This is a genomic window from Gaoshiqia hydrogeniformans (assembly GCF_049347105.1).
Lineage (GTDB): Bacteria > Bacteroidota > Bacteroidia > Bacteroidales > Prolixibacteraceae > Gaoshiqia > Gaoshiqia hydrogeniformans.
On the sequence record NZ_CP186334.1, the window covers coordinates 359,802 to 378,845 of the forward strand.

At 44.0% G+C, this 19,044-nt stretch carries 13 protein-coding genes and 1 tRNA gene; 12 read left to right on the forward strand and 2 right to left on the reverse strand.

The window, feature by feature from the left end; genetic code table 11:
- The first annotated feature begins 6 nt into the window (after positions 1-6).
- Positions 7-735 carry an energy transducer TonB family protein gene (locus tag ACOIT5_RS01540; RefSeq protein WP_423128708.1) on the forward strand — a complete coding sequence of 243 codons (729 nt, stop codon included), beginning with the start codon at positions 7-9 and terminating at the stop codon, positions 733-735.
- Positions 736-1,151: 416 nt separating this feature from the next.
- Positions 1,152-1,736, forward strand: coding sequence for an RNA polymerase sigma factor (locus ACOIT5_RS01545; protein WP_423128709.1), 585 nt, complete (start codon positions 1,152-1,154; stop codon positions 1,734-1,736).
- 33 nt (positions 1,737-1,769) lie between these two features.
- On the opposite strand, the gene ACOIT5_RS01550 is transcribed toward ACOIT5_RS01545, so the two are convergent.
- On the reverse strand, positions 1,770-4,589 hold the full coding sequence (locus tag ACOIT5_RS01550) for a CHAT domain-containing protein (protein ID WP_423128710.1): 2,820 nt from the start codon (positions 4,587-4,589) through the stop codon (positions 1,770-1,772).
- A gap of 195 nt (positions 4,590-4,784) precedes the next feature.
- Between ACOIT5_RS01550 and ACOIT5_RS01555 the strand changes: the two genes are divergently transcribed.
- The 10 genes from ACOIT5_RS01555 to ACOIT5_RS01600 all read left to right on the forward strand — a co-directional run bounded on the left by ACOIT5_RS01555 (position 4,785) and on the right by ACOIT5_RS01600 (position 18,828).
- On the forward strand, positions 4,785-4,916 hold the full coding sequence (locus ACOIT5_RS01555; protein ID WP_423128711.1) for a bacteriocin: 132 nt from the start codon (positions 4,785-4,787) through the stop codon (positions 4,914-4,916).
- 341 nt (positions 4,917-5,257) lie between these two features.
- Positions 5,258-6,802 carry a tetratricopeptide repeat protein gene (locus tag ACOIT5_RS01560; protein WP_423128712.1) on the forward strand — a complete coding sequence of 515 codons (1,545 nt, stop codon included), beginning with the start codon at positions 5,258-5,260 and terminating at the stop codon, positions 6,800-6,802.
- Positions 6,803-7,204: 402 nt separating this feature from the next.
- Entirely contained in the window at positions 7,205-7,699 is a 495-nt protein-coding gene (locus ACOIT5_RS01565) for a sigma-70 family RNA polymerase sigma factor (protein ID WP_423128713.1), read from the forward strand.
- 65 nt (positions 7,700-7,764) lie between these two features.
- Positions 7,765-8,760, forward strand: a complete 996-nt coding sequence (locus tag ACOIT5_RS01570) for a FecR family protein (protein ID WP_423128714.1) — start codon at positions 7,765-7,767, stop codon at positions 8,758-8,760.
- 136 nt (positions 8,761-8,896) lie between these two features.
- Positions 8,897-12,223, forward strand: coding sequence for a TonB-dependent receptor (locus tag ACOIT5_RS01575; RefSeq protein ID WP_423128715.1), 3,327 nt, complete (start codon positions 8,897-8,899; stop codon positions 12,221-12,223).
- 12 nt (positions 12,224-12,235) lie between these two features.
- Positions 12,236-13,786, forward strand: a complete 1,551-nt coding sequence (locus ACOIT5_RS01580) for a RagB/SusD family nutrient uptake outer membrane protein (RefSeq protein ID WP_423128716.1) — start codon at positions 12,236-12,238, stop codon at positions 13,784-13,786.
- Positions 13,787-13,869: 83 nt separating this feature from the next.
- Positions 13,870-14,880 carry a glycoside hydrolase family 43 protein gene (locus tag ACOIT5_RS01585; protein ID WP_423128717.1) on the forward strand — a complete coding sequence of 337 codons (1,011 nt, stop codon included), beginning with the start codon at positions 13,870-13,872 and terminating at the stop codon, positions 14,878-14,880.
- Positions 14,881-14,953: 73 nt separating this feature from the next.
- Positions 14,954-15,922 carry a glycoside hydrolase family 43 protein gene (locus tag ACOIT5_RS01590; protein ID WP_423128718.1) on the forward strand — a complete coding sequence of 323 codons (969 nt, stop codon included), beginning with the start codon at positions 14,954-14,956 and terminating at the stop codon, positions 15,920-15,922.
- An 8-nt stretch (positions 15,923-15,930) separates the two neighbouring features.
- Positions 15,931-17,679 carry an exo-alpha-sialidase gene (locus tag ACOIT5_RS01595; protein WP_423128719.1) on the forward strand — a complete coding sequence of 583 codons (1,749 nt, stop codon included), beginning with the start codon at positions 15,931-15,933 and terminating at the stop codon, positions 17,677-17,679.
- A 51-nt stretch (positions 17,680-17,730) separates the two neighbouring features.
- The gene (locus ACOIT5_RS01600) at positions 17,731-18,828 is read left to right on the forward strand and encodes a hypothetical protein (RefSeq protein ID WP_423128720.1); all 1,098 of its coding nucleotides are present in this window, start codon (positions 17,731-17,733) and stop codon (positions 18,826-18,828) included.
- Positions 18,829-18,893: 65 nt separating this feature from the next.
- Here the strand turns inward: ACOIT5_RS01600 and ACOIT5_RS01605 are convergent.
- Positions 18,894-18,966 (reverse strand) — tRNA-Trp (locus ACOIT5_RS01605).
- Positions 18,967-19,044: the final 78 nt, after the last annotated feature.

Genomic DNA, 19,044 nt, shown 5'->3' on the forward strand with positions numbered 1-19,044 from the left:
CCGCAAATGCAAAAACTGAAGAAATTATACCGGGATCATATTTACGGGGTCATGGGCACCTTGATCTTTCATATCCTGCTTTTAAGTAGTTTCTTACTGGCCGATGTTAATTTAAAAGGCGAAGTCAAAGAAGAACCGGTTGTTATCGAGTTTGCAGTTGAGGAGGAGGAAATACCGGAGGAACCCGAAGACGAAAAGTCAGAAGACGAAAACACGCCAGCCCGGGAAAATCAGGTAACAAGCAGCGTTACGCGTAGTAACCGTGCGGTAAACGAAGCGGCAAAAGACCCGTTTTTTGATGAAGATTATCAACGGGAAATTGCAGCTGCCCAACAACTGGTATCCGATGTAAACAGCCAGTTATCAAAGGATATTCCGGATATAAAACAGTTTGACATGCCCGAAGAGAATACAGAAGGAGTTGATCCTGAATCAATCAAAAACACCGTGTACTCGGGCGAAAGTAATATTCACTATTATTTGGAGAACCGTTATCATCGCCGGTTGCCGATTCCGGTATACCTGGCGCAGGGCGGAGGCAAAATTACGGTTGATATCTGGGTGGCCCCATCCGGAAAGGTAATCCGGGCCGAAATCCGAAGCAGGGCCGGGGTTGAAGACCCCATGCTGCCGGTTTATGCAGAACAGGCGGCCTTACGTACTGTTTTTAATGCCGATAAATCAGCTCCTTCGCCTCAAAAAGGAACGATAACATACACATTTGTAGCGCAGTAGGGCTTTATATAAAAAGAAAACATTAATTTAACAACAATTAACAAATTTTTAAACTAATTTACTGTTTTAGAACATATCTTTGTAGTACGTTTTTTTTCATAAGTTTAGGTTTAGTTAGGTTAGTTAGTTTAGTGAGAAAAGGTAGGCCAGAGGGTCTACCTTTTATTCTTTTAATCCAATACAAAACTTCCTCTTTTCCTTGACAAAAGTCTCAAAATAACGATGATCCCGGCAATTTGTTAAATATCAGACCTGCTTGCCTGTAAAAATAGTTAACATTACGCTTGTATTTTAGACATTTTATGGACATATTTAGCCTGAAATTCCTGATATAAAGAACAAAGATCGTTTTTCAGCGCAAGAATTTTTATTATGGCAATATAGCCTGTTTAAATTTTAAGTATAAAGAAGTGAAAATGATTAACTATACAAACGAAGAGCTCCTGCATGGAATTCTTAGGAACGACAACCTGATTCTTCAGTATATTTATAAAAACTTCTTTTATAAAATCAGCTTCTTTATCAAAAAGAACAATGGAGACGATGATGATTCAAACGACATTTTCCAGGAAGCAATCATTATTATTTACCGTAAACTAAAAGCAAATGAACTTGTGCTGGACTGTTCTTTTGAAACATACCTGTATTCGGTTTGTCGTTTTTTGTGGTTAAAGCAGCTCGAAAAACGGAAAAACGAACGGGAAAAAATTCAGGATAACCACGATTTTAATGAAGATATTTACGATACGGCCTTTGAAGCAACCGTTGATATGAATGAAAAATACCGTTTATATCAAAAACATTTTAAGAACCTCGGTAAAGACTGTCAGAAGGTATTGCAACTGTTTTTCGACAAAGTATCTCTAAAACAAATTGCCCAGATCATGGGATTCCAAAGCGAGAAATACGCCAAAAAACGAAAATACAAATGTAAAGAATACCTGGTGAAAAGCATTAAACAAGACATTGAATACAAAAAGATTCTCGAAAACGATTTCTAAAGCGTCGCTTTTAGGTCGCCCGGTCAGCATTTATTATTTTATTCTTTTCGATTTCCTCCTCCTGATCACCTGGTCAATGAAAATCAGCAGCAGAATGCCAAAAATAATGGCGATAAAATAGAAATCTTTGCTTACAAACAACGGAGCCGTATTTCCTACAGCCACGTATCCCAGCCAATAATGAGGATGGGCTTTAAGCGGATCGGCATTTTCAATATGAGCAAGTTTGGCCAGTCGTAAGGCGTCATTTTTCTTCTTCCCTTTCGACAACATCCGGTAAAAATCTTTCATGATCAGCGCACCCGACTCATCTTCAACTTCCCATAAAGTCATAACAATAGACGGGCAACCGGCATACAGGAACCCGCGGGCAAGACTCATGACCCCCTCCCCTTTCTGCAATTTCCCCGAACCGGTATTACAGGCGCTTAAAACAGCCATTCTCGCATTCAGCTTCATCATGTAAATTTCATTGGTATTGAGCCATCCGTCATCTTCATCGTCCAGGCGGTTGGGTTTGGCAAACGCCAGCCGCGAAAACATGGGCAAGGTATCGTTTAAAATGGTGTGCATAGCCAGGTGCAGGATGTCGTAATCTGCAGCCATTTTTTTGAAGGTCTTCTCCTGCGCATAAAGATCTCTAAAAATATCGCCCGACACGTAATTGTTAATATACGAAACCTCCTTTTCTACCGCCGGCAGCGGAAGCAGCCCGGACCTGAATACCGAAAGATCGTTGTAATCGCGCTCGTCATTTTCATAACTGGGCGCAAATGCCAGTAAACCCTTTTTCGCTTTTTTGTGATTTTCGAAATAATTATACAAAAGGGTGGTCGAGTAGGTATAACTAACCGAATAATCTCTCACCAGGTAGGGTAAAGTCCGGAAGTTCATCACGGTGGTATCCGGAAATGAAGTCAGCAAGGCATCAAAAGGGATGTAAGCCAGCTTATCATCGGGAATGACGATCAGGTGCTTCCCTTTGAGGTCGTCTTTTACCCCGGCCAAAAGCTGCTGGTACAAATTGTAAGCCGACAGCGTATAACTCTTATAATCATCCAAACCGGTATACAGGTAAGTCGGGCTTGTCAGAAACTGGTAAACTTTTTCAATATCATTCACAAAAACCGAATCAATCACCGTTTTGGTGAAACTCATCCGGTCGTTTGTAATCACAAACCGGAACAATCTGCCCGAATTTGGACGGCCATTCGGTTGCTCTATCAGATATTCAACAATGGCATCGTTGTTTTTAAGTCTTTTCCTGATCGAATAAAAATCAACCACATCATTCTTATACTTAAAGGAGTAATAATTCGGAAATGATTCTTCAAAAAGCTGAACCAACTGATCGTATTGTTCCGAATATTGAAAGATTTTTGAATTAAACAGGGCAACTTTTGCCGAATCGGGCTTCGGAAGCTGGTTCTCCTCGAACAACATTTGTTTATAGTTGGAGATATTTAATTTCAAAATGTCTTCCCGGTTTAACAAACTATCGGGAATACCTCCAAATTGCTTGGCCCTGGAGTCTTTTACCGCTGCCAGGAAACTGGCCGATTTACTTTTCTCCATAAACTCAAAGCCTTTCAGTGCAAAAGCCAGGTCGTTGGTCTGACTGTACAGTTTATAACAAATATTAACCGCCTCGATAAAAGTCGATTCCTGATTTTCAGACAAAAACAACCGGCTTTCTTCCGACACATAGCCGGTGCGTATTTGGTGCAACAGCTCCGTTGAGATCGAAATCGCCTCAAAGGCAGCCAGGTAATTATTGACCGATTCCTGTTTTTGGGAAGCAGTCAGATTCAAATCGCCCAAAACATTATAACAAACTGATTTTTTCTTGAGAATTTCCAGCAACTGAATTTCGGAAACTGCCTGTTCTATCTCAGGATTGGACGCGGGATCGGGATTCGAAAACGATTCAGTAGCAGCCACAATGGCTCTTTGGTAGTAATCCAGCGCTTTTAGCAGGTCGTCGCGTTTCTTTTGTTTAAAATCGGCTATCAGGCTGGCTTCAGACGTTCGTGAAAAATAATAATCCGCGTAATTCAGCATGACCTGACTGTATTGAATACTTTTTCGGGTAAAAAATTTCTCCACAATTTTTTCCGAGAGTTCATTGTAGGTTGTCACCTGGTCGAACTGGTTTACCGAAAGCAGAAAAGACACGTAGTTGGCATACTCGAGGCCTAAGTCGTAACTGTCGGCGCCCGACAGTTTTGTCAAAATACGGAAAGTTTCCCGGTAGTATTTATCGGCCAGGGCGGCCTCTCCCTTTTCGGCATAAATCCTAGCCAGTAAGCTGGTATAATATGACTTAATGTTATCGTCAACCTGCCGGATATTCTCCTGGCATGCCTTTATCGCCTCATTGTATTTCTTTAGTAAGAAAAAAGATTCGGCCATATTAAACAATGTTGTTTGAAATGCTGTATTATGCAAATCTTTCTCATTGACAAATATGCGAAAGGCATTTTTCTGATACTCGTTATTCTTAACAAAATCACCCTTCAATTTATAGATTGTACCTATATTGTTATACAAGTATCCTAAACGGGGGTAATTTTCACCATACTCCGTTATATACAGTTTCTCTGCACGTAAATAGTTTTCTATTGCCTTTTCGTACTCTCCCAGGTTCTTATATTGAATTCCAATATTATTTAATGGCGTAACCATTTTTGTAGTGGTTTCTCCATACATCTTCTTTTGCAATAAGATCACCTGCTCAAAGCTTTTAATTGACGCCTCAAAGTCGCCCATTCGTCCGTACCGGATCCCATCCCGGTTATAGCGCAGCATCAACAGGCTATCTTCTTCGTGCGATGGCAGAATTGCATGGGTCAAAGAAAAATTTAAACAGAATATAAAAAAAAATAACAATCGCAAATAGCTAATTATCAGACCCTTATTTGGAAGTGGATATTTTTTTTCATTTTTTTTCATTTTCGCAGGGGTTACCTTTTTTCCCTTTAGCGGATAAAACCACGAACAAAGGATAATTAAGGAATTTTAAACATTAACCATTAAAAATTAAAAGTAATGAAAACTTTATTTGCTAACAACGAAAAAAACATTTTTGAATCATTCGAAGTTTTAACAAAAGAAGAATTAAACGAAGTTAAAGGCGGTATCTCCCGCGATTTGGATCTTTATATTGAAGACTTCGACTAAATTCTGAAAAAATTATCACGGGCCGGGATTGTAAATAGTTAAAATATCGGATCGATAAAACACTACAAAACAAACACATGTAGTTTAATGTGAAGCATACCGGTATTTGAACAGATCAGGTTGACTTGTAAAAGTCTTATCGTAAGATCACAATCCATTGAAAAATGATAATTTAAAAGAAGTAAAGCTTAACAGATTTTTTTTACAAATTCGACCTTTCTTTTTTTGAAATGACCAATAGGGTAATAAACTATAATTTCAACTCTGGTCATTTAACCAAAAAGAATCTGATGTTTTAAAATTACACGTTCTGCTTGTAGAAATTGAAAAAAAATTGAAAGATGATACGCAAGTCAAATTATACCGAATACATTGATAGATATCTTAGCCAGGACTTGACCGGTGACGAGCTAAGAGAATTCAATGCCGAATTGGCCATCAATCCGGAACTGGAGGAAGACATTCAACTCCACCTGGAAATCGAAAGCGCCGTTCAGGAACACGAAATTATCGCTCTGCGCAGCAACCTGCAACACATCATGGCACAGGAAAAACCGGCTGAAGCAGAAGAATCTGTCCCTGTTTTGGCTGAACAAAAAAGCTTCAATTTCGAACTGTCCGATAACCTGTCATCTTTCAAAGAATTTACTGAACCGGTCAATATCAGCGATGTTTTTAGCTTTTCGCAAAGCCTGCCCATCTTACACATGGCCCAGCACAAATACGCTGAAAAAGAAAATATTCATCAATTCTACAAAGAACAACAAAATCAGGATTCCAGCTCCGACGAAGAATATTCACTGACGCCGCAGGATGAGGCCATTTTTGCCGACCTGGAAACCGCGCTTGGCGAAAAAGATATTCTTGATCTTCGGGCGAACCTGAAGCAGATTGCTACAAGTATTTCGGCCCATGAGCGAACGGCTCAGGAAATTGAACAATTCATTGATCAGGAAATGGATCAACCGCTGATGGCCGGATTTGAAGAAGAACTGGCTTTAAACCCGGGACTTGCACGAGACGTGGAACTCTACCTGGAAGTGGACAAAGCCCTGGCTGAAACCGACATCATGGAATTGAGGGCCAGCCTGCAAAGCATTCAGCAAACCGAATCATCCACCTCCCGAAAAATTGAGGAAATTGATCAATACCTGAATCTTGAGCTATCAGAAGAACACCTGGCTTCCTTCGAAACAGAGTTGATCAATAATCCCGACCTGGTTGCTGAACTTGACCTGCATCAGGAAATTGACTGCGCCGTCAGGGAAACAGATATCATGGGACTCCGGGAAAAACTTGATCAGATCAGTAAAGACATCATTAAGGAGAAAAGTAAAGAACGTTCATTTGCAGCCAGGTTCCCGAAATCGCGAATCGCCATTGCTACAATCGCGGCCTCGTTGATCCTGATTATCAGCATTACCAGTCTGATCAGCCGGCACAAAGCGGCAAACAGCAACGAACTCTACACCCAATATTACGAGATCTACCAGGCAACCGGCATTTTCAGGTCGGGAGACGCGATGCTCGACAGTAAAATCAGTATGGCCCTTCACAAATTTAATGAAGAAAAATACGCCGAGTCGCTTGAGTTGTTCGATCAGGTGCTCCAGGTCAATCATCTGAACCCGATCGGTAATTTTTACACGGGTATGGCCCGCCAGCAAACCGGCGCCTACGAACAGGCAATCTTCTCCTACCAACAGGTTGCAAAAGAGAAGAACAACCTCTTCGTTGAGCAGGCTGAATGGTACATGGGCTTATGCTACCTGCAAACCGACAATAAGAAGAAAGCTTATAAACAGTTTCAAAGAATCGCTGAAAGCAATGGTTATTACAGTACGAAAGCAGCAGCAATTCTCAGGAAAATGACAGATATCGAATAAAAGTAAATATATATCCGATCAGAAAAATTATAAGATTGTTAGCAAAAAAGTGATCCGTTCATACTGAAAAATCCTTAGTTCAAAATTCCTTGGTTCAAACTTTCAAAAACAGTAAAACGGTCATTTTTTCAACGGTATTCAAAATGAAATTCTTAATTATCCAATCCTGTTCAAAAGAGTAATTCTGAATACCTTCTTTCGCAAATAAAAGTTTTTCAAATAGAATGGTTAATAAAGTTTGAAAGCCCGGGAAATCCGGGCTTTCGACTTTATATCCGTTATTTCACTGCCCAAACGGCGACAGATGTCAAAATATCAATATCTTTGATTTTAGCGGTTTGACGGCAAACCCCGGATTAATCTGATGGACATCGTTTGACCTTGTTTTTGTATTGGCTTAAAATGGCAAATAATATTAAACCGACCTCCGACAAAGCCTATGATCATTTCTTTACAGAAAATTATCAAAGGGCTCTGCTCTTTTGTGTACGGATTGTCAATGATCATATTGCTGCCGAGGATATCGTTCAAGAGGTTTTTATCACTCTCTGGGAAAAAAGAGATTCCTTTACGTTCGACGAAAAACTTCTACACTACGTCAGAAGGGCTGTCAGAAACAAATCACTTAATTACCTGAGGGATCATTCAAAGTTCGTTGAACTCGATAATTATCAGTTTCCGGATGACGAATACTACGACACAGAACACGATGAGTTGCTCATCAGGCTGAGCGCCCAAATTCAGCAACTACCTCCCCAATGTCTGAAAACATTTCAATTGGTTGCGTTGAAGGGATGTACATACGCCCAGGCAGCTGAACAACTGAAAATTTCAAAAAACACCGTAAAATCACAAATGGGAAAGGCGTTTTCCCTTCTTCGTAAAAAAAGATGGTAATTTTCTGAAAAAAGAATCACCCTTTTGCGCTCCCTGTGTGTATTGTAGTTAAAGAACATGATATCATGCAGAAGGATCATTCGAAAAAATGGGAATACATTGCCGGAAAGGTAACCCGGGAAACAACTGAAAAACCCGGTAATTTTTCACCGACAGACCAACAGGATCTTGACGAGGCTGAAAAGGACTTTCAAACCATCCGGGAAAATGCCGACACCATCGCATTTTTATTAGCCAACAAACCAAATGACGTTCTCTCCCGGTTAAAAAGAAAATCTCATTCGGGCAAAAAGCTTTTCCTCAATAACTTCTTAAAATATGCAGCTGTCATTGTCATATCCCTGCTGAGCGGATGGTTTCTTCAATCCATTTTACATTCGCGAAAATTTCAAGCGGAACCTGTTTACGCCACCTTATTCGTCCCTAACGGACAGATGGCTCAGCTTGAACTGCCCGACGGGACGCAGGTGTGGTTAAATTCCGAAACCACAATCAAATATCCGGGCAGTTTTAACGGAGACTCACGCGATGTGGAATTAATCGGTGAAGCATTTTTCAACGTTAAGTCGAATCCGGCCAAGCCATTCAATATTAAAACAACCAAGTCGATTGTCCAGGTTACCGGCACCTCGCTGAATGTAGATGCCTATGAAGGAGCAACGGAAATAACAACATTGATCGAAGGGAAGGTTGCCATATTAAATCAGAACAAAGAATTGCTTGTTAGCTTACAGCCCGGACAAAGCGCTTTTTTCGACAACAACAACGAGCTGGATGTTTACAAAGTCGACACCAGGCATTTTTCATTATGGAAGGAAGGGAAACTAGTTGTTGATAACGTATCCTTGGCCGATTTGTCGCAGATGCTTGAAAGATGGTACAATGTCGAAATTACCATTCCTGATGAAGAATTGAAGGCAAAACGAATCTCCGGAACCGTATTGAAATACAAGCCAATCGATCAGATTCTGGAAATACTGACCCTGCGGGAGAATATTGATATTGAAGTTGTGCTCATGCCCGACGACCGGAATATCATTAAGTTGAAAAAAAGTAAGTAATTAATTATTAAACCTATCAATGACGCGATGATGAAAACAAGTTAAAAAAAAGAAAAGCGATAAAGATGCGCCCACATCCTTACCGCCTGTACAAGAGTTAATTATTGAATGCATTAACACTTAACACAACAAATTTATGAAAAAAACACAAACTCATGGCGATCTGAAAAGATCGCTGAAGAAATTATTATTGGTTATGAAGTTGTCAATCTTCTTACTGTTTTTAGGAGTGCTGACTGTAAGCGCCCGGACCTACTCTCAAACTGCAAAAGTTGATCTGAATCTTAAAGATGCCACTATTCAGGAAGTTTTAACCGAAATCGAAAATCAATGCGGCTCTTATTTCTTCTACAACAAAGACGAAATAAACCAGAAAAAGGTGAACATTTCAATTGCAGATGCCAGTATCGAAACGGTTCTCAATGAAATGTTTCAGGGGACTGATCTGACCTATAAAGTTGTGGATCGGTACATTGTGATCAGTAAAAATGAAACTCTGGACGTTCGAACGCCCGCTCAACCGAATCTTTCGGTAAAAGGGAAAGTGACAAATACCTCCGGGGAGGCGATCACCGGCGTTACCGTTGCGGTTAAAGGAACATCGATGGGAATTATTACCGACTTCAACGGTGAATTCTCACTCTCTTCAGTCGGTTCTGATGCGGTTCTTGTATTCTCCTTTGTTGGGATGAAAACGGTAGAACTGCAGGTAGCTGGTCAAACTGTCATCAATATCGTTATGGAAGAAATTTCTATCGGTTTGGAAGAGGTCGTAGCGATTGGTTATGGTACCATTAAAAAGGCAGATTTAACGGGAGCTGTGTCTGTGGTTAAGGCGGATGACTTCAAAAACGTTACCGCTCTGTCGGTCGGCGACGCGCTTCAAGGCCTGGTTGCAGGTGTCAACATCCGTTCCAGCGGAGGCATCGGAAGCGAACCGGTTGTTGAAATCAGGGGACTGGGTAATTTTACCAACAACGACCCATTGTATATCATTGATGGTTTGCCAACCTCCGGCAACCGCGACTTCAACGTGAATGATATCGAGTCCATCCAGGTATTGAAAGACGCCTCGGCTGCTGCCATTTATGGATCGCGTGCTGCAAACGGCGTGATTATTATCGAAACAAAAAAAGGGTCAGCCGGAGAAATGAAAGTCAATTATTCCGGAAAGCTTAGTATCGACAAACTACCCATGATGGACCTGATGGGACGAGATGAATGGATCGCCATTACGACACAAGCCTATCAGAATGCCATCGCTGACGGTGTGCCGGATGTTCATTCCGTACCAAACTGGATGGATGGCAATACCGACTGGAATGATGCCGTATTCCGGACCGCGGTGATCCAGGATCATAACCTGTCGTTTTCAGGCGGCAGTAAAGACGGAAAATACCTGGTTTCGACCAACTATTACGACAACCCGGGCACTGTTTACGGGACTTCGATGGAACGATACAGCTTCAGGGTGAATACCGAAGGGAAAAAAGGAATTTTCACGATTGGCGAAAACCTCGCCATCAGCAACACCTTTGTCGAGAATCAAAACTCCGTCTTCTCAAAGCACATCGATGTTTTGCGGATGCTGCCGATTATTCCCATCTACGACGAAAACAACTTCGGCGGTTACGGCTACGGGAATGAAGCGACAGCAAGAACTTTCGGCTCAAACCCGATTGCTACCGAAGATTTGATGTATAACAGCGACGAGAACCTGCGAATCCGGGGGAATCTGTATGCAACCCTCGATCTGATGAAAGGCTTGCAGTACAAGCTGAACCTCGGATACGAAACCAGCAGGGACAACCATAAATGGTTAAGAAAAGAAGGTAATTTTACGTTGAACCAACCTTTTGACCCATCAACCAGGTACGAAAACAAAGCCAAATTTGTGAATAAACTGATTGAGAACACGCTCACTTACCAAAAACAAATCGACAAGCACGATTTCAATGTCGTTGTTGGTAATTCCTATCAAAACACGTATCGTGAAATGATCGCTGCCGAGAAGAAGAATTTGGTTCAGATTGGAGATCGTTATTTTGACGTGATTGATGCCGGCACCACCGACCCAAATGCCTGGGGAAACATTGGCGAATCATCACTCATCTCCTACTTCGGACGTCTAAATTACTCATTTGATGAGAAATACCTGTTGAGCGCCACCTTCCGTAATGATGGTTCTTCAAAATTTGCACCTGACAATAAATGGGGATTTTTCCCATCTATCTCTGCCGGCTGGAGGCTTAGTCGCGAAAACTTCTTTAATGTCTCCTGGATCAGCGATTTGAAACTGAGGTACAGCCACGGAACGCTTGGAAACGTTAATATCGGCAATTGGGATTATGTTGCCGTTTTGAACTCCTTCCCGGTTGCTGTATTTGGGAACGATCAGCATATTGTGCCCGGAATGACACAGATTAAACTGGCAAACAGCAATTTGAAGTGGGAAGAACAAACCCAGGAAAACTTTGGTATGGATATTTCTTTTCTCGAAAACAAATTGCAGTTTAATGCTGAGTATTTTATATCGACGACCAAGGATGTCTTGACTCCGATGCGAATTCTGATGACCACTGGAAATGATGGTGGAGATCCCTTTGTCAATGCAGCCAGTCTGAGAAATAAAGGCATCGAGATCACCGGTTTGTGGCGGGATAAGAAAGGTAATTTTAACTACTCGGTTGGCGGCACATTTACCCGCTTAAGAAATGAGGTACTGGAGTTCGGTTATGGAAAAGTAGAGCAATACACCTGGATCACCAAAACAGAAATCGGAGAACCTCTGGCCATGTTTTACACCATCAAAACCGACGGTATTTTCCAAAGTGAAGCGGAAGTATTGGCCCATACCAATTCAACAGGAACGGTTATTCAGCCAAATGCCAAGCCGGGAGATATCCGTTATGCCGATATAAACGACGACGGAAGGATAAACAATGAAGACAGGACCATCACCGGGAATCCGTGGCCAAAATTCGAACTTGGGCTGAACGGCCAGGTTTCGTACAAGAATTTTGATTTTAGCTTTGCCGGGTTCGGATCCTTTGGACAGGATGTTTTCAACGGCGCAGCCAGCTGGATGGGCGGATTCTCCGACAACACCAACCACCTGTCGGGCTATAAACCCTGGACCAAAGAAGATCCCAACACCAAAAATCCCCGAGTAATTTACGCCGACAACCGGAATGCCCGGGGCGACCAGGACCGTTGGATTGAAAAGGGTTCGTATTTTAAGATCAGGCAAATGACCCTGGGTTACACCCTTGATATTCAGGAACTCAAGAAGATTTTTGACAACCTGCGTGTTTCGGTAACCGGACAAAACCTGGTTACATTCACCAAATATTCGGGTCTTGATCCTGAGTTTAAAGCGCCGGATATCTGGGTGAAAGGACACGACGACGCTTCTTATCCTTCTCCAAAATCGGTTGTATTTTCTCTTTCATTTCAATTCTAATCCTGAAATACGATGAAAAAAATATTATTATATAGCTTATTCGTGTTGGCACTGTCGGTCATTTCCTGCAATGAAGATTTGATAGACATAGAAAATCCCAACTTCCCAACAACAGATACTTTTTGGAAAACACCGGGCGATGCTCAACTCGGACTGGATGCCGCTTATACGATGTTTTACAAACCGGGCAGCTGGACCCGATGGATTTATTTTCGTTTTGATCTGACATCGGACGAAGGTTACAGTCAAAGCCCCTGGAACGAACTGAAAGAATGGACCCGGTTCATTTATTTCAATTACAACTTCTGGGAAGGTAATGCCTGGATGTGGCGCGATCATTATAAGGCCATTTTCCGCTGCAACCAGGTACTCGATTATGTTCCGGGAATCGAGTTTAGCAGCCAGACCGACAAAGACGCCATACTGGCGCAAGCCAAATTTCTACGGGCATTTTACTATTACAATCTTGCGCTGATGTTCGACAATGTGCCCCTGGTACTGAATGCTTCTCAACCTGATGATACGCCAGAACAACGCACTGAGGCCCAGGTGTATGCCCAGGTTAAAATTGATCTGCAAGAGGCAGCCAATAACTTACCTGAACAATGGAACATGGCGAACCTTGGCCGGCCAACCAAAGGAGCTGCCCTGGCGCTGCTTGGCAAAGTACATATGCAGCTGCATGAATGGCAGGAAGCCAAAGACGCCCTCTCCTGGTTGGTTGAAGGCGCCGGTGCAACCCATTACGGGCTGGTTGATAACTACAAGGACAACTTTATGCACACCACCGAGAATAACAAAGAATCGGTTTTCGAAATCCAGTTCTCCGATATTAACCCCAGGGGCGATGGTGACGAGCCAAATCAGAACGTGGGATCGAACCGGGCACAGTTTTTTGCCCCACGCGGCATTGGCTGGTGCGACGGGCAACCCCGCAGATGGCTGGTTGATGAATATAAAAAAGAACCGACTGTTGCCGGTGGGATTGACCCGCGCTTAAGGGCCAGTATTTTCTATCCGGAAATTCAGGCGGATTATCCGGGTGAAAAAATTTATGGACGCGACTGGCAGACCGGTTGGGGCGCCGACTGCTTCTTCCGGAAATACCAGGGCGATTACTACCGGAACCAAGAGGATTATTATTCGCCGATTAACTTCCGTGTTATCCGTTATGCTGATGTATTGTTATTGTATGCCGAATGTTTAGCAGAACTGTCAAGCGGCACGCCTCCTGCATTGGCCATCGAATGTGTTAACCGCGTGAGAGAACGGGTGAACCTGCCAAAACTTGAAAACAGTACGCTGTATGCTTCAACGGTGACCACGAAGGCAGCTTTCCTGAAAAGACTTCAGATGGAGCGTTCGCTGGAACTTTGCCTGGAAGGGGTCCGCTGGGCTGACCTGAAACGCTGGAAACTTTGGGATTCGCAAGCCGGCTTGAATGAACTGGTTTCGCGGGATGCTGACTTCACCAACTTTGTTGTTGGCAAATCGCATCGGATGCCAATTCCGCAAAGCGAGGTGGACAATAACCCGAACCTGGACCAAAATTCGATGTACTAACTGACTACGTGATTAAGATCTGATAAATTTAAATGGCGGCCGGAAAACAGACATTTCCGGTCGCCTTTACTTAGCTTTTAAAAATGAAAAAAATTAGTCTTCTGGCGATATCTTTCCTGCTGGTAACCGGCGTTCACGCCCAGCAACCCGATCCGCCCGGACAAGCTGACAAGCCTGAAAACGCCGTGAACCAAGCCTATCTGTTCGCACACATGACGCACGAGGATTACGGACGTCTTTATTATTCGGTCAGTATTGACGGGTTGCATTGGTCCGCGCTGAATAACAAAGAACGGATCTTTCAGGATTACAAAGGGCACCCGGACATTTGCAAAGGACACGACGACCGCTACTATATTGCAGGGAATACCAGCGACGCCTCACCCGATATCAACTTTTGGGTCTCAACCGATTTGATTACCTGGGATAAACACAGCACCTATACGCCCGATTTAAAAAGCACGCCCGACTATTCTTATGCCCTGCAACGGATCGGCGCGCCTAAAATATTTTTCGATCACGACTCGCAACAATATGTAGTTACCTGGCACACCCCCCACAAGGAAGGCGGCGAAACTTATTGGGCAAGCCAGCGCACGTTGTATGTCTTATCAAAAGATTTGAAAACGTTCTCTGATCATCCAACGCGTTTATTCGAGTGGGATATGGGAACCATTGATGTTTTCATCCGAAAGATCGGCGATAACTATTACGCAGTCATCAAAGATGAAACTTATCCGACGCTTTACTGGACGACCGGCAAAACCATCCGGGTAGCCAAAGCGCCGTCGTTGCTTGGTCCGTATTCCGAACCGTCGGCCCCAATCAGTCCCAACTTCAGGGAGGCGCCCATGCTGATTCCTTCGCCCGACGGAAAAATCTGGTACATGTACTACGAGCAATACCCGGGAGTATCCTACGGCCTTTCAATTGCTGATAACATGAACGGCCCCTGGTACCAGGCTTCGGGTTACACCTTTCACCGCGATTGGGACAAATACAGTTTGCCCGCTTCTGTCAGGCACGGATGTATGATCACCATTTCAAAAGACGAATACAACCGGTTAGTTGACCATTTTGGCATTTCAAAATAAATTTCGGTTTTAGAAGCGATTTTGCCTGTCAGGTTGTACTGTTAAAAAACTCCATAATCAAAAATAACAAACGATGAGCTTGAAAAAAATATTCCTTACTTATTTGATTTTATCATTTCTCGTGCAAATTTCATCGTGCAAGGGAATTGATCCGGACTTTGAGCCAAATGATACCGAAACGAAAATCAAGATTCCGTTGGGCGATCCGTTTATCATGCTTTGGAACGGGAAATATTATGCTTACGGCACCTATTCAAACGATGGTATCGCCGTTTTCGTTTCGGATGATTTGCAGACCTGGGAAACCAATTCAACCTTAGCGCTCCATAAAAAGGATGTGTGGGCCGACCGCTGGTTTTGGGCTCCCGAAGTATATCCTGTCAATGGCAAATTTTATATGTACTATTCAGCTGACGAACACATTTGCGTGGCAACCAGCGACAATCCGCTGGGACCCTTCAAACAGGAAATCTTAAAACCCATGATCGAAAATGAGAAGTGTATCGACAATTCGTTGTTTATTGACGACGACGGTACGCCCTATCTGCTGTTCGATCGTTTTAACGATGGATTAAACATTTGGGTGGCTGAACTGGAAGACGACCTGCTCCGGATCAAAGCGGAAACCATGACCAAGTGCATCAACGTATCGCAAGCCTGGGAAGAAATATGGCCGCGCGTAAACGAAGGAGCATTTGTATTGAAACATAACGACACCTACTACATGACATACTCGGCCAACAGCTACGAAAGCCCGTTTTACGGAGTTGGATTTGCCACCGCCACCAACATCAGGGGGCCGTGGACAAAATACGCGCAAAACCCCATTCTGCAAAAACCGGGAGAGCTGGTCGGCGTAGGGCACAGCGCTATGTTTACCGACAAGGACGGGAATCTGCGGATTGTGTTCCATGCGCATAACAGCAAAGAGCGGATCCATCCCCGCCACATGTATATCAGCACGGTTCGTTTTGAAAACCGGAACGGGCAGGAAGTGATGGTTGTTGACGAAAATTATATGACCCCTGAATTGAAAAAATGAATGTATTCATGTCAGGAATAATACTATCCGTCGCGTTATGCGTTCTTTTGGGTGGATGTAAAAAGAGTGATGATCCGGTAGATCCCTACGAGCTTCGCACTGGTGAACCTGTTGAAGGAATCCGGATTGCCTGGGATTACAGCTCGATGCAACGGCTGGCACCGCAAGGCAATCGGGTGTTAAGTTGGGTAGGCTACCCACGTGTTCGCAGGTTAAATGACGGACGCCTGATGGCCGTTTATGAAACACATGGCAACGGCGAACTGGTGCAAAGCGCCGATGACGGGAACACCTGGAGCGAGCCGGTTATCACCTTCAAACAACATACCTATACCAACGGTCGGGGAGAAACAACAGATGTTAATATCGCCAATACCGAGTTGATTCAGCTCCAGAATGGCGACCTGGTGATGGCTTGTAACTACCGCCCTGCAAAAGACGAAATCGCTCCTTTTGCCATTGCCGTCCGGCGAAGCGCCGACGGCGGCCAAAGCTGGACCGAAAGCCATGTGATTTATGAAGCCGGACCGCGTTTTAAAGACGGATGCTGGGAGCCTGCTTTTTTGCAATTGCCCAACGGCGAACTCCAGGTTTATTTTGCCAATGAAAACCCCTTCCTTACCTCTGATGAGCAAAACATTTCCATGATGTTTTCAGCCGATAACGGAATCAGCTGGGATGAAGAAATCAAAACAGTCTGTTTCCGTGAAGGACGGCGCGATGGGATGCCGGTTCCCCTGTTGGTGAACGATGAAATTATTGTAGCCATTGAGGACAACAAAATCGGGCAGTTTAAACCGTACATCGTACGGACGAAAGTTTCGGAAAACTGGCAAACACCCGTCTTGGGCAATTCGCCTAACCGGGAATCCGCACTTAAAGAACCGCTCCCCGATGCTGTTTACGCCGGAGCGCCTTACCTGATGAAGCTTCCTTCGGGCGAAGTGATCCTGTCGTATCAAACCACCAGCGGGCGAAGCGCCGATTGGGAACGCTCGACCCTGGAAGTGGCTATTGGCGATAAAACCGGGCGCAATTTTACCAAATTGAGCAGGCCTTTTGCCGTTCCGCTGGACCGGGAAGCCAAATGGAATTCAGTTTCACTATGGGATGAACATACCGTAGTTGCCGCAGCTACCACCAGCTTTCGAAGTCCAAACTGTGAAGTGTGGATCATTCGCGGGCACGTAATTCCTGAACTCAAAGCACAACAAGCAACAATTTCAACCGACGGAAATTTAACCCAAACTGAGTGGGAAAACGAATGGCCGGTTTTTATCGGGCACCGGAGCGAAACCAACCTGCGGGCCGGCATCAGGAAAGACGGCGATAAGTTGTACGTGGGTGTTGATGTGAATGACAAACAGTTGACTTCCGATGCGAACAATTTGCTTCGTGCCGACGGGGTGTACCTGTACCTGGATGCAAACAATCAGAACCTGCTGGAACCCGGTGAAGGTTTATTCCGCTTCTGGTGTAATTACAAGGGAGAAACAAAAGCAGAAAAAGGAGACCGGGGCCAGTGGAAAGCTGTTGAGGTGGCCGGTGCGAAGGCCGTGGCCAAAACAAAAACCGATGCCGGTTACCGGATTGAGTTTGAAATTCCGTTTGCCGCTGTTCAGAAAGACAAGCATTCGGATGTTCGGATTAACCTTGGTCTGGTTGATTACAGCCAGTACGAAGGCATTCAGGAAGAAAACCTGGCCAATTCAGTTTCTGAATCGTCAAACACCTGGTGCCGTGTTGCCATACAATAGACAAAAGTGAAGCTGAATAATAGCAATATTCAATTACCATTAAATCATAACATGATGAAAACACAATCTTTTTTTATGCTGATGGCCGGTGTACTGCTTTTGGCGGCTTGTCAGACTAAAACGAAACAAAGTGAGCAAACAGCCGAAGAACCAACTGCAAAAATCTGGACGGTAGAACAAGCCAAAGCATGGGGTGATGAACATGGTTGGTTGCGGGGATGCAACTTCAATCCCAGCACAGCCATCAACCAACTGGAAACCTGGCAGGCCGAATCGTTCGACCCGGAAACCATTGATCGGGAGTTGAGCTGGGCCGAAGAAATTGGTTTGAACTGTATGCGGGTATACCTGCACCATGTGGCCTGGGAAGTTGACAAAGAAGGTTTTAAAGACCGCATAAATCAATACCTCGACATTGCCGACAGCCACGGGATTAAAACCATTTTCGTGTTCTTCGACGATTGTTGGAACGCCACCTACCTGGTCGGCAAGCAACCCGAACCCAAACCGGGCGTCCACAACTCAGGCTGGGTACGCGATCCGGGCGACTTGCTGCACGAAAAACCGGAACTGATGGAAACCCTTGAAGTGTATGTGAAAGACATCCTGATCACTTTTAAAGATGACAAGCGTATTGCCCTGTGGGACCTTTACAACGAACCCGGAAATTCGGGCTACGGCAACAAATCGATGCCTCTTCTGCAAAAAGTGTTCAGCTGGGGGTGGGAAGTTCGTCCTTCGCAGCCGTTGTCGGTAGGCGTCTGGAACCTTTCCTTGTCTGATTTGAATAAATTTCAGGTGGAGAACTCCGACATCGTCACTTATCACAATTATGAAGGACCTGATAAACACCAGGCCGCCATTGATACGTTGAAAGTTTACGGTCGTCCGATGGTTTGTACGGAGTACATGGCCCGCCGCAACAACAGCTTATTTCAGAATATTATGCCTATTTTGAAGAAAGAAAATGTAGGAGCCATCAACTGGGGTCTTGTTGCCGGAAAATCGAATACCAAATACGCTTGGGATGAACCCATCCCTGATGGTTCGGAGCCTCCGCTTTGGTTTCACGAGATCTTTCATCCCGATGGAATGCCTTACAAACAAGAAGAAGTTGAGCTGATAAAAAGCTTGACTCTGAGTGAGTAACCCATATTTTGCCGGCAAACGAACCTGCCTGTACACAAAAAAAGCTGCCCTTTTGGGCAGCTTTGCACGGGAGGAGCGACTCGAACGCCCGACACCTGGTTTTGGAGACCAGTGCTCTACCAACTGAGCTACACCCGTGTTTAAATGCGAGTGCAAATATAGTAATAAGTTGTAAACTACCTAAAAAATATTGATCAATTCTGACGATTTTATTTG

What these genes read in the sequence shown, in the direction of transcription:
- ACOIT5_RS01540 (WP_423128708.1), top strand. Translation starts at nt 7, where the DNA reads ATGCAAAAACTGAAGAAATTATACCGGGATCATATTTACGGGGTCATG.
- ACOIT5_RS01545 (WP_423128709.1), top strand. Translation starts at nt 1,152, where the DNA reads ATGATTAACTATACAAACGAAGAGCTCCTGCATGGAATTCTTAGGAAC.
- ACOIT5_RS01555 (WP_423128711.1), top strand. Translation starts at nt 4,785, where the DNA reads ATGAAAACTTTATTTGCTAACAACGAAAAAAACATTTTTGAATCATTC.
- ACOIT5_RS01560 (WP_423128712.1), top strand. Translation starts at nt 5,258, where the DNA reads ATGATACGCAAGTCAAATTATACCGAATACATTGATAGATATCTTAGC.
- ACOIT5_RS01565 (WP_423128713.1), top strand. Translation starts at nt 7,205, where the DNA reads ATGGCAAATAATATTAAACCGACCTCCGACAAAGCCTATGATCATTTC.
- ACOIT5_RS01570 (WP_423128714.1), top strand. Translation starts at nt 7,765, where the DNA reads ATGCAGAAGGATCATTCGAAAAAATGGGAATACATTGCCGGAAAGGTA.
- ACOIT5_RS01575 (WP_423128715.1), top strand. Translation starts at nt 8,897, where the DNA reads ATGAAAAAAACACAAACTCATGGCGATCTGAAAAGATCGCTGAAGAAA.
- ACOIT5_RS01580 (WP_423128716.1), top strand. Translation starts at nt 12,236, where the DNA reads ATGAAAAAAATATTATTATATAGCTTATTCGTGTTGGCACTGTCGGTC.
- ACOIT5_RS01585 (WP_423128717.1), top strand. Translation starts at nt 13,870, where the DNA reads ATGAAAAAAATTAGTCTTCTGGCGATATCTTTCCTGCTGGTAACCGGC.
- ACOIT5_RS01590 (WP_423128718.1), top strand. Translation starts at nt 14,954, where the DNA reads ATGAGCTTGAAAAAAATATTCCTTACTTATTTGATTTTATCATTTCTC.
- ACOIT5_RS01595 (WP_423128719.1), top strand. Translation starts at nt 15,931, where the DNA reads ATGTCAGGAATAATACTATCCGTCGCGTTATGCGTTCTTTTGGGTGGA.
- ACOIT5_RS01600 (WP_423128720.1), top strand. Translation starts at nt 17,731, where the DNA reads ATGATGAAAACACAATCTTTTTTTATGCTGATGGCCGGTGTACTGCTT.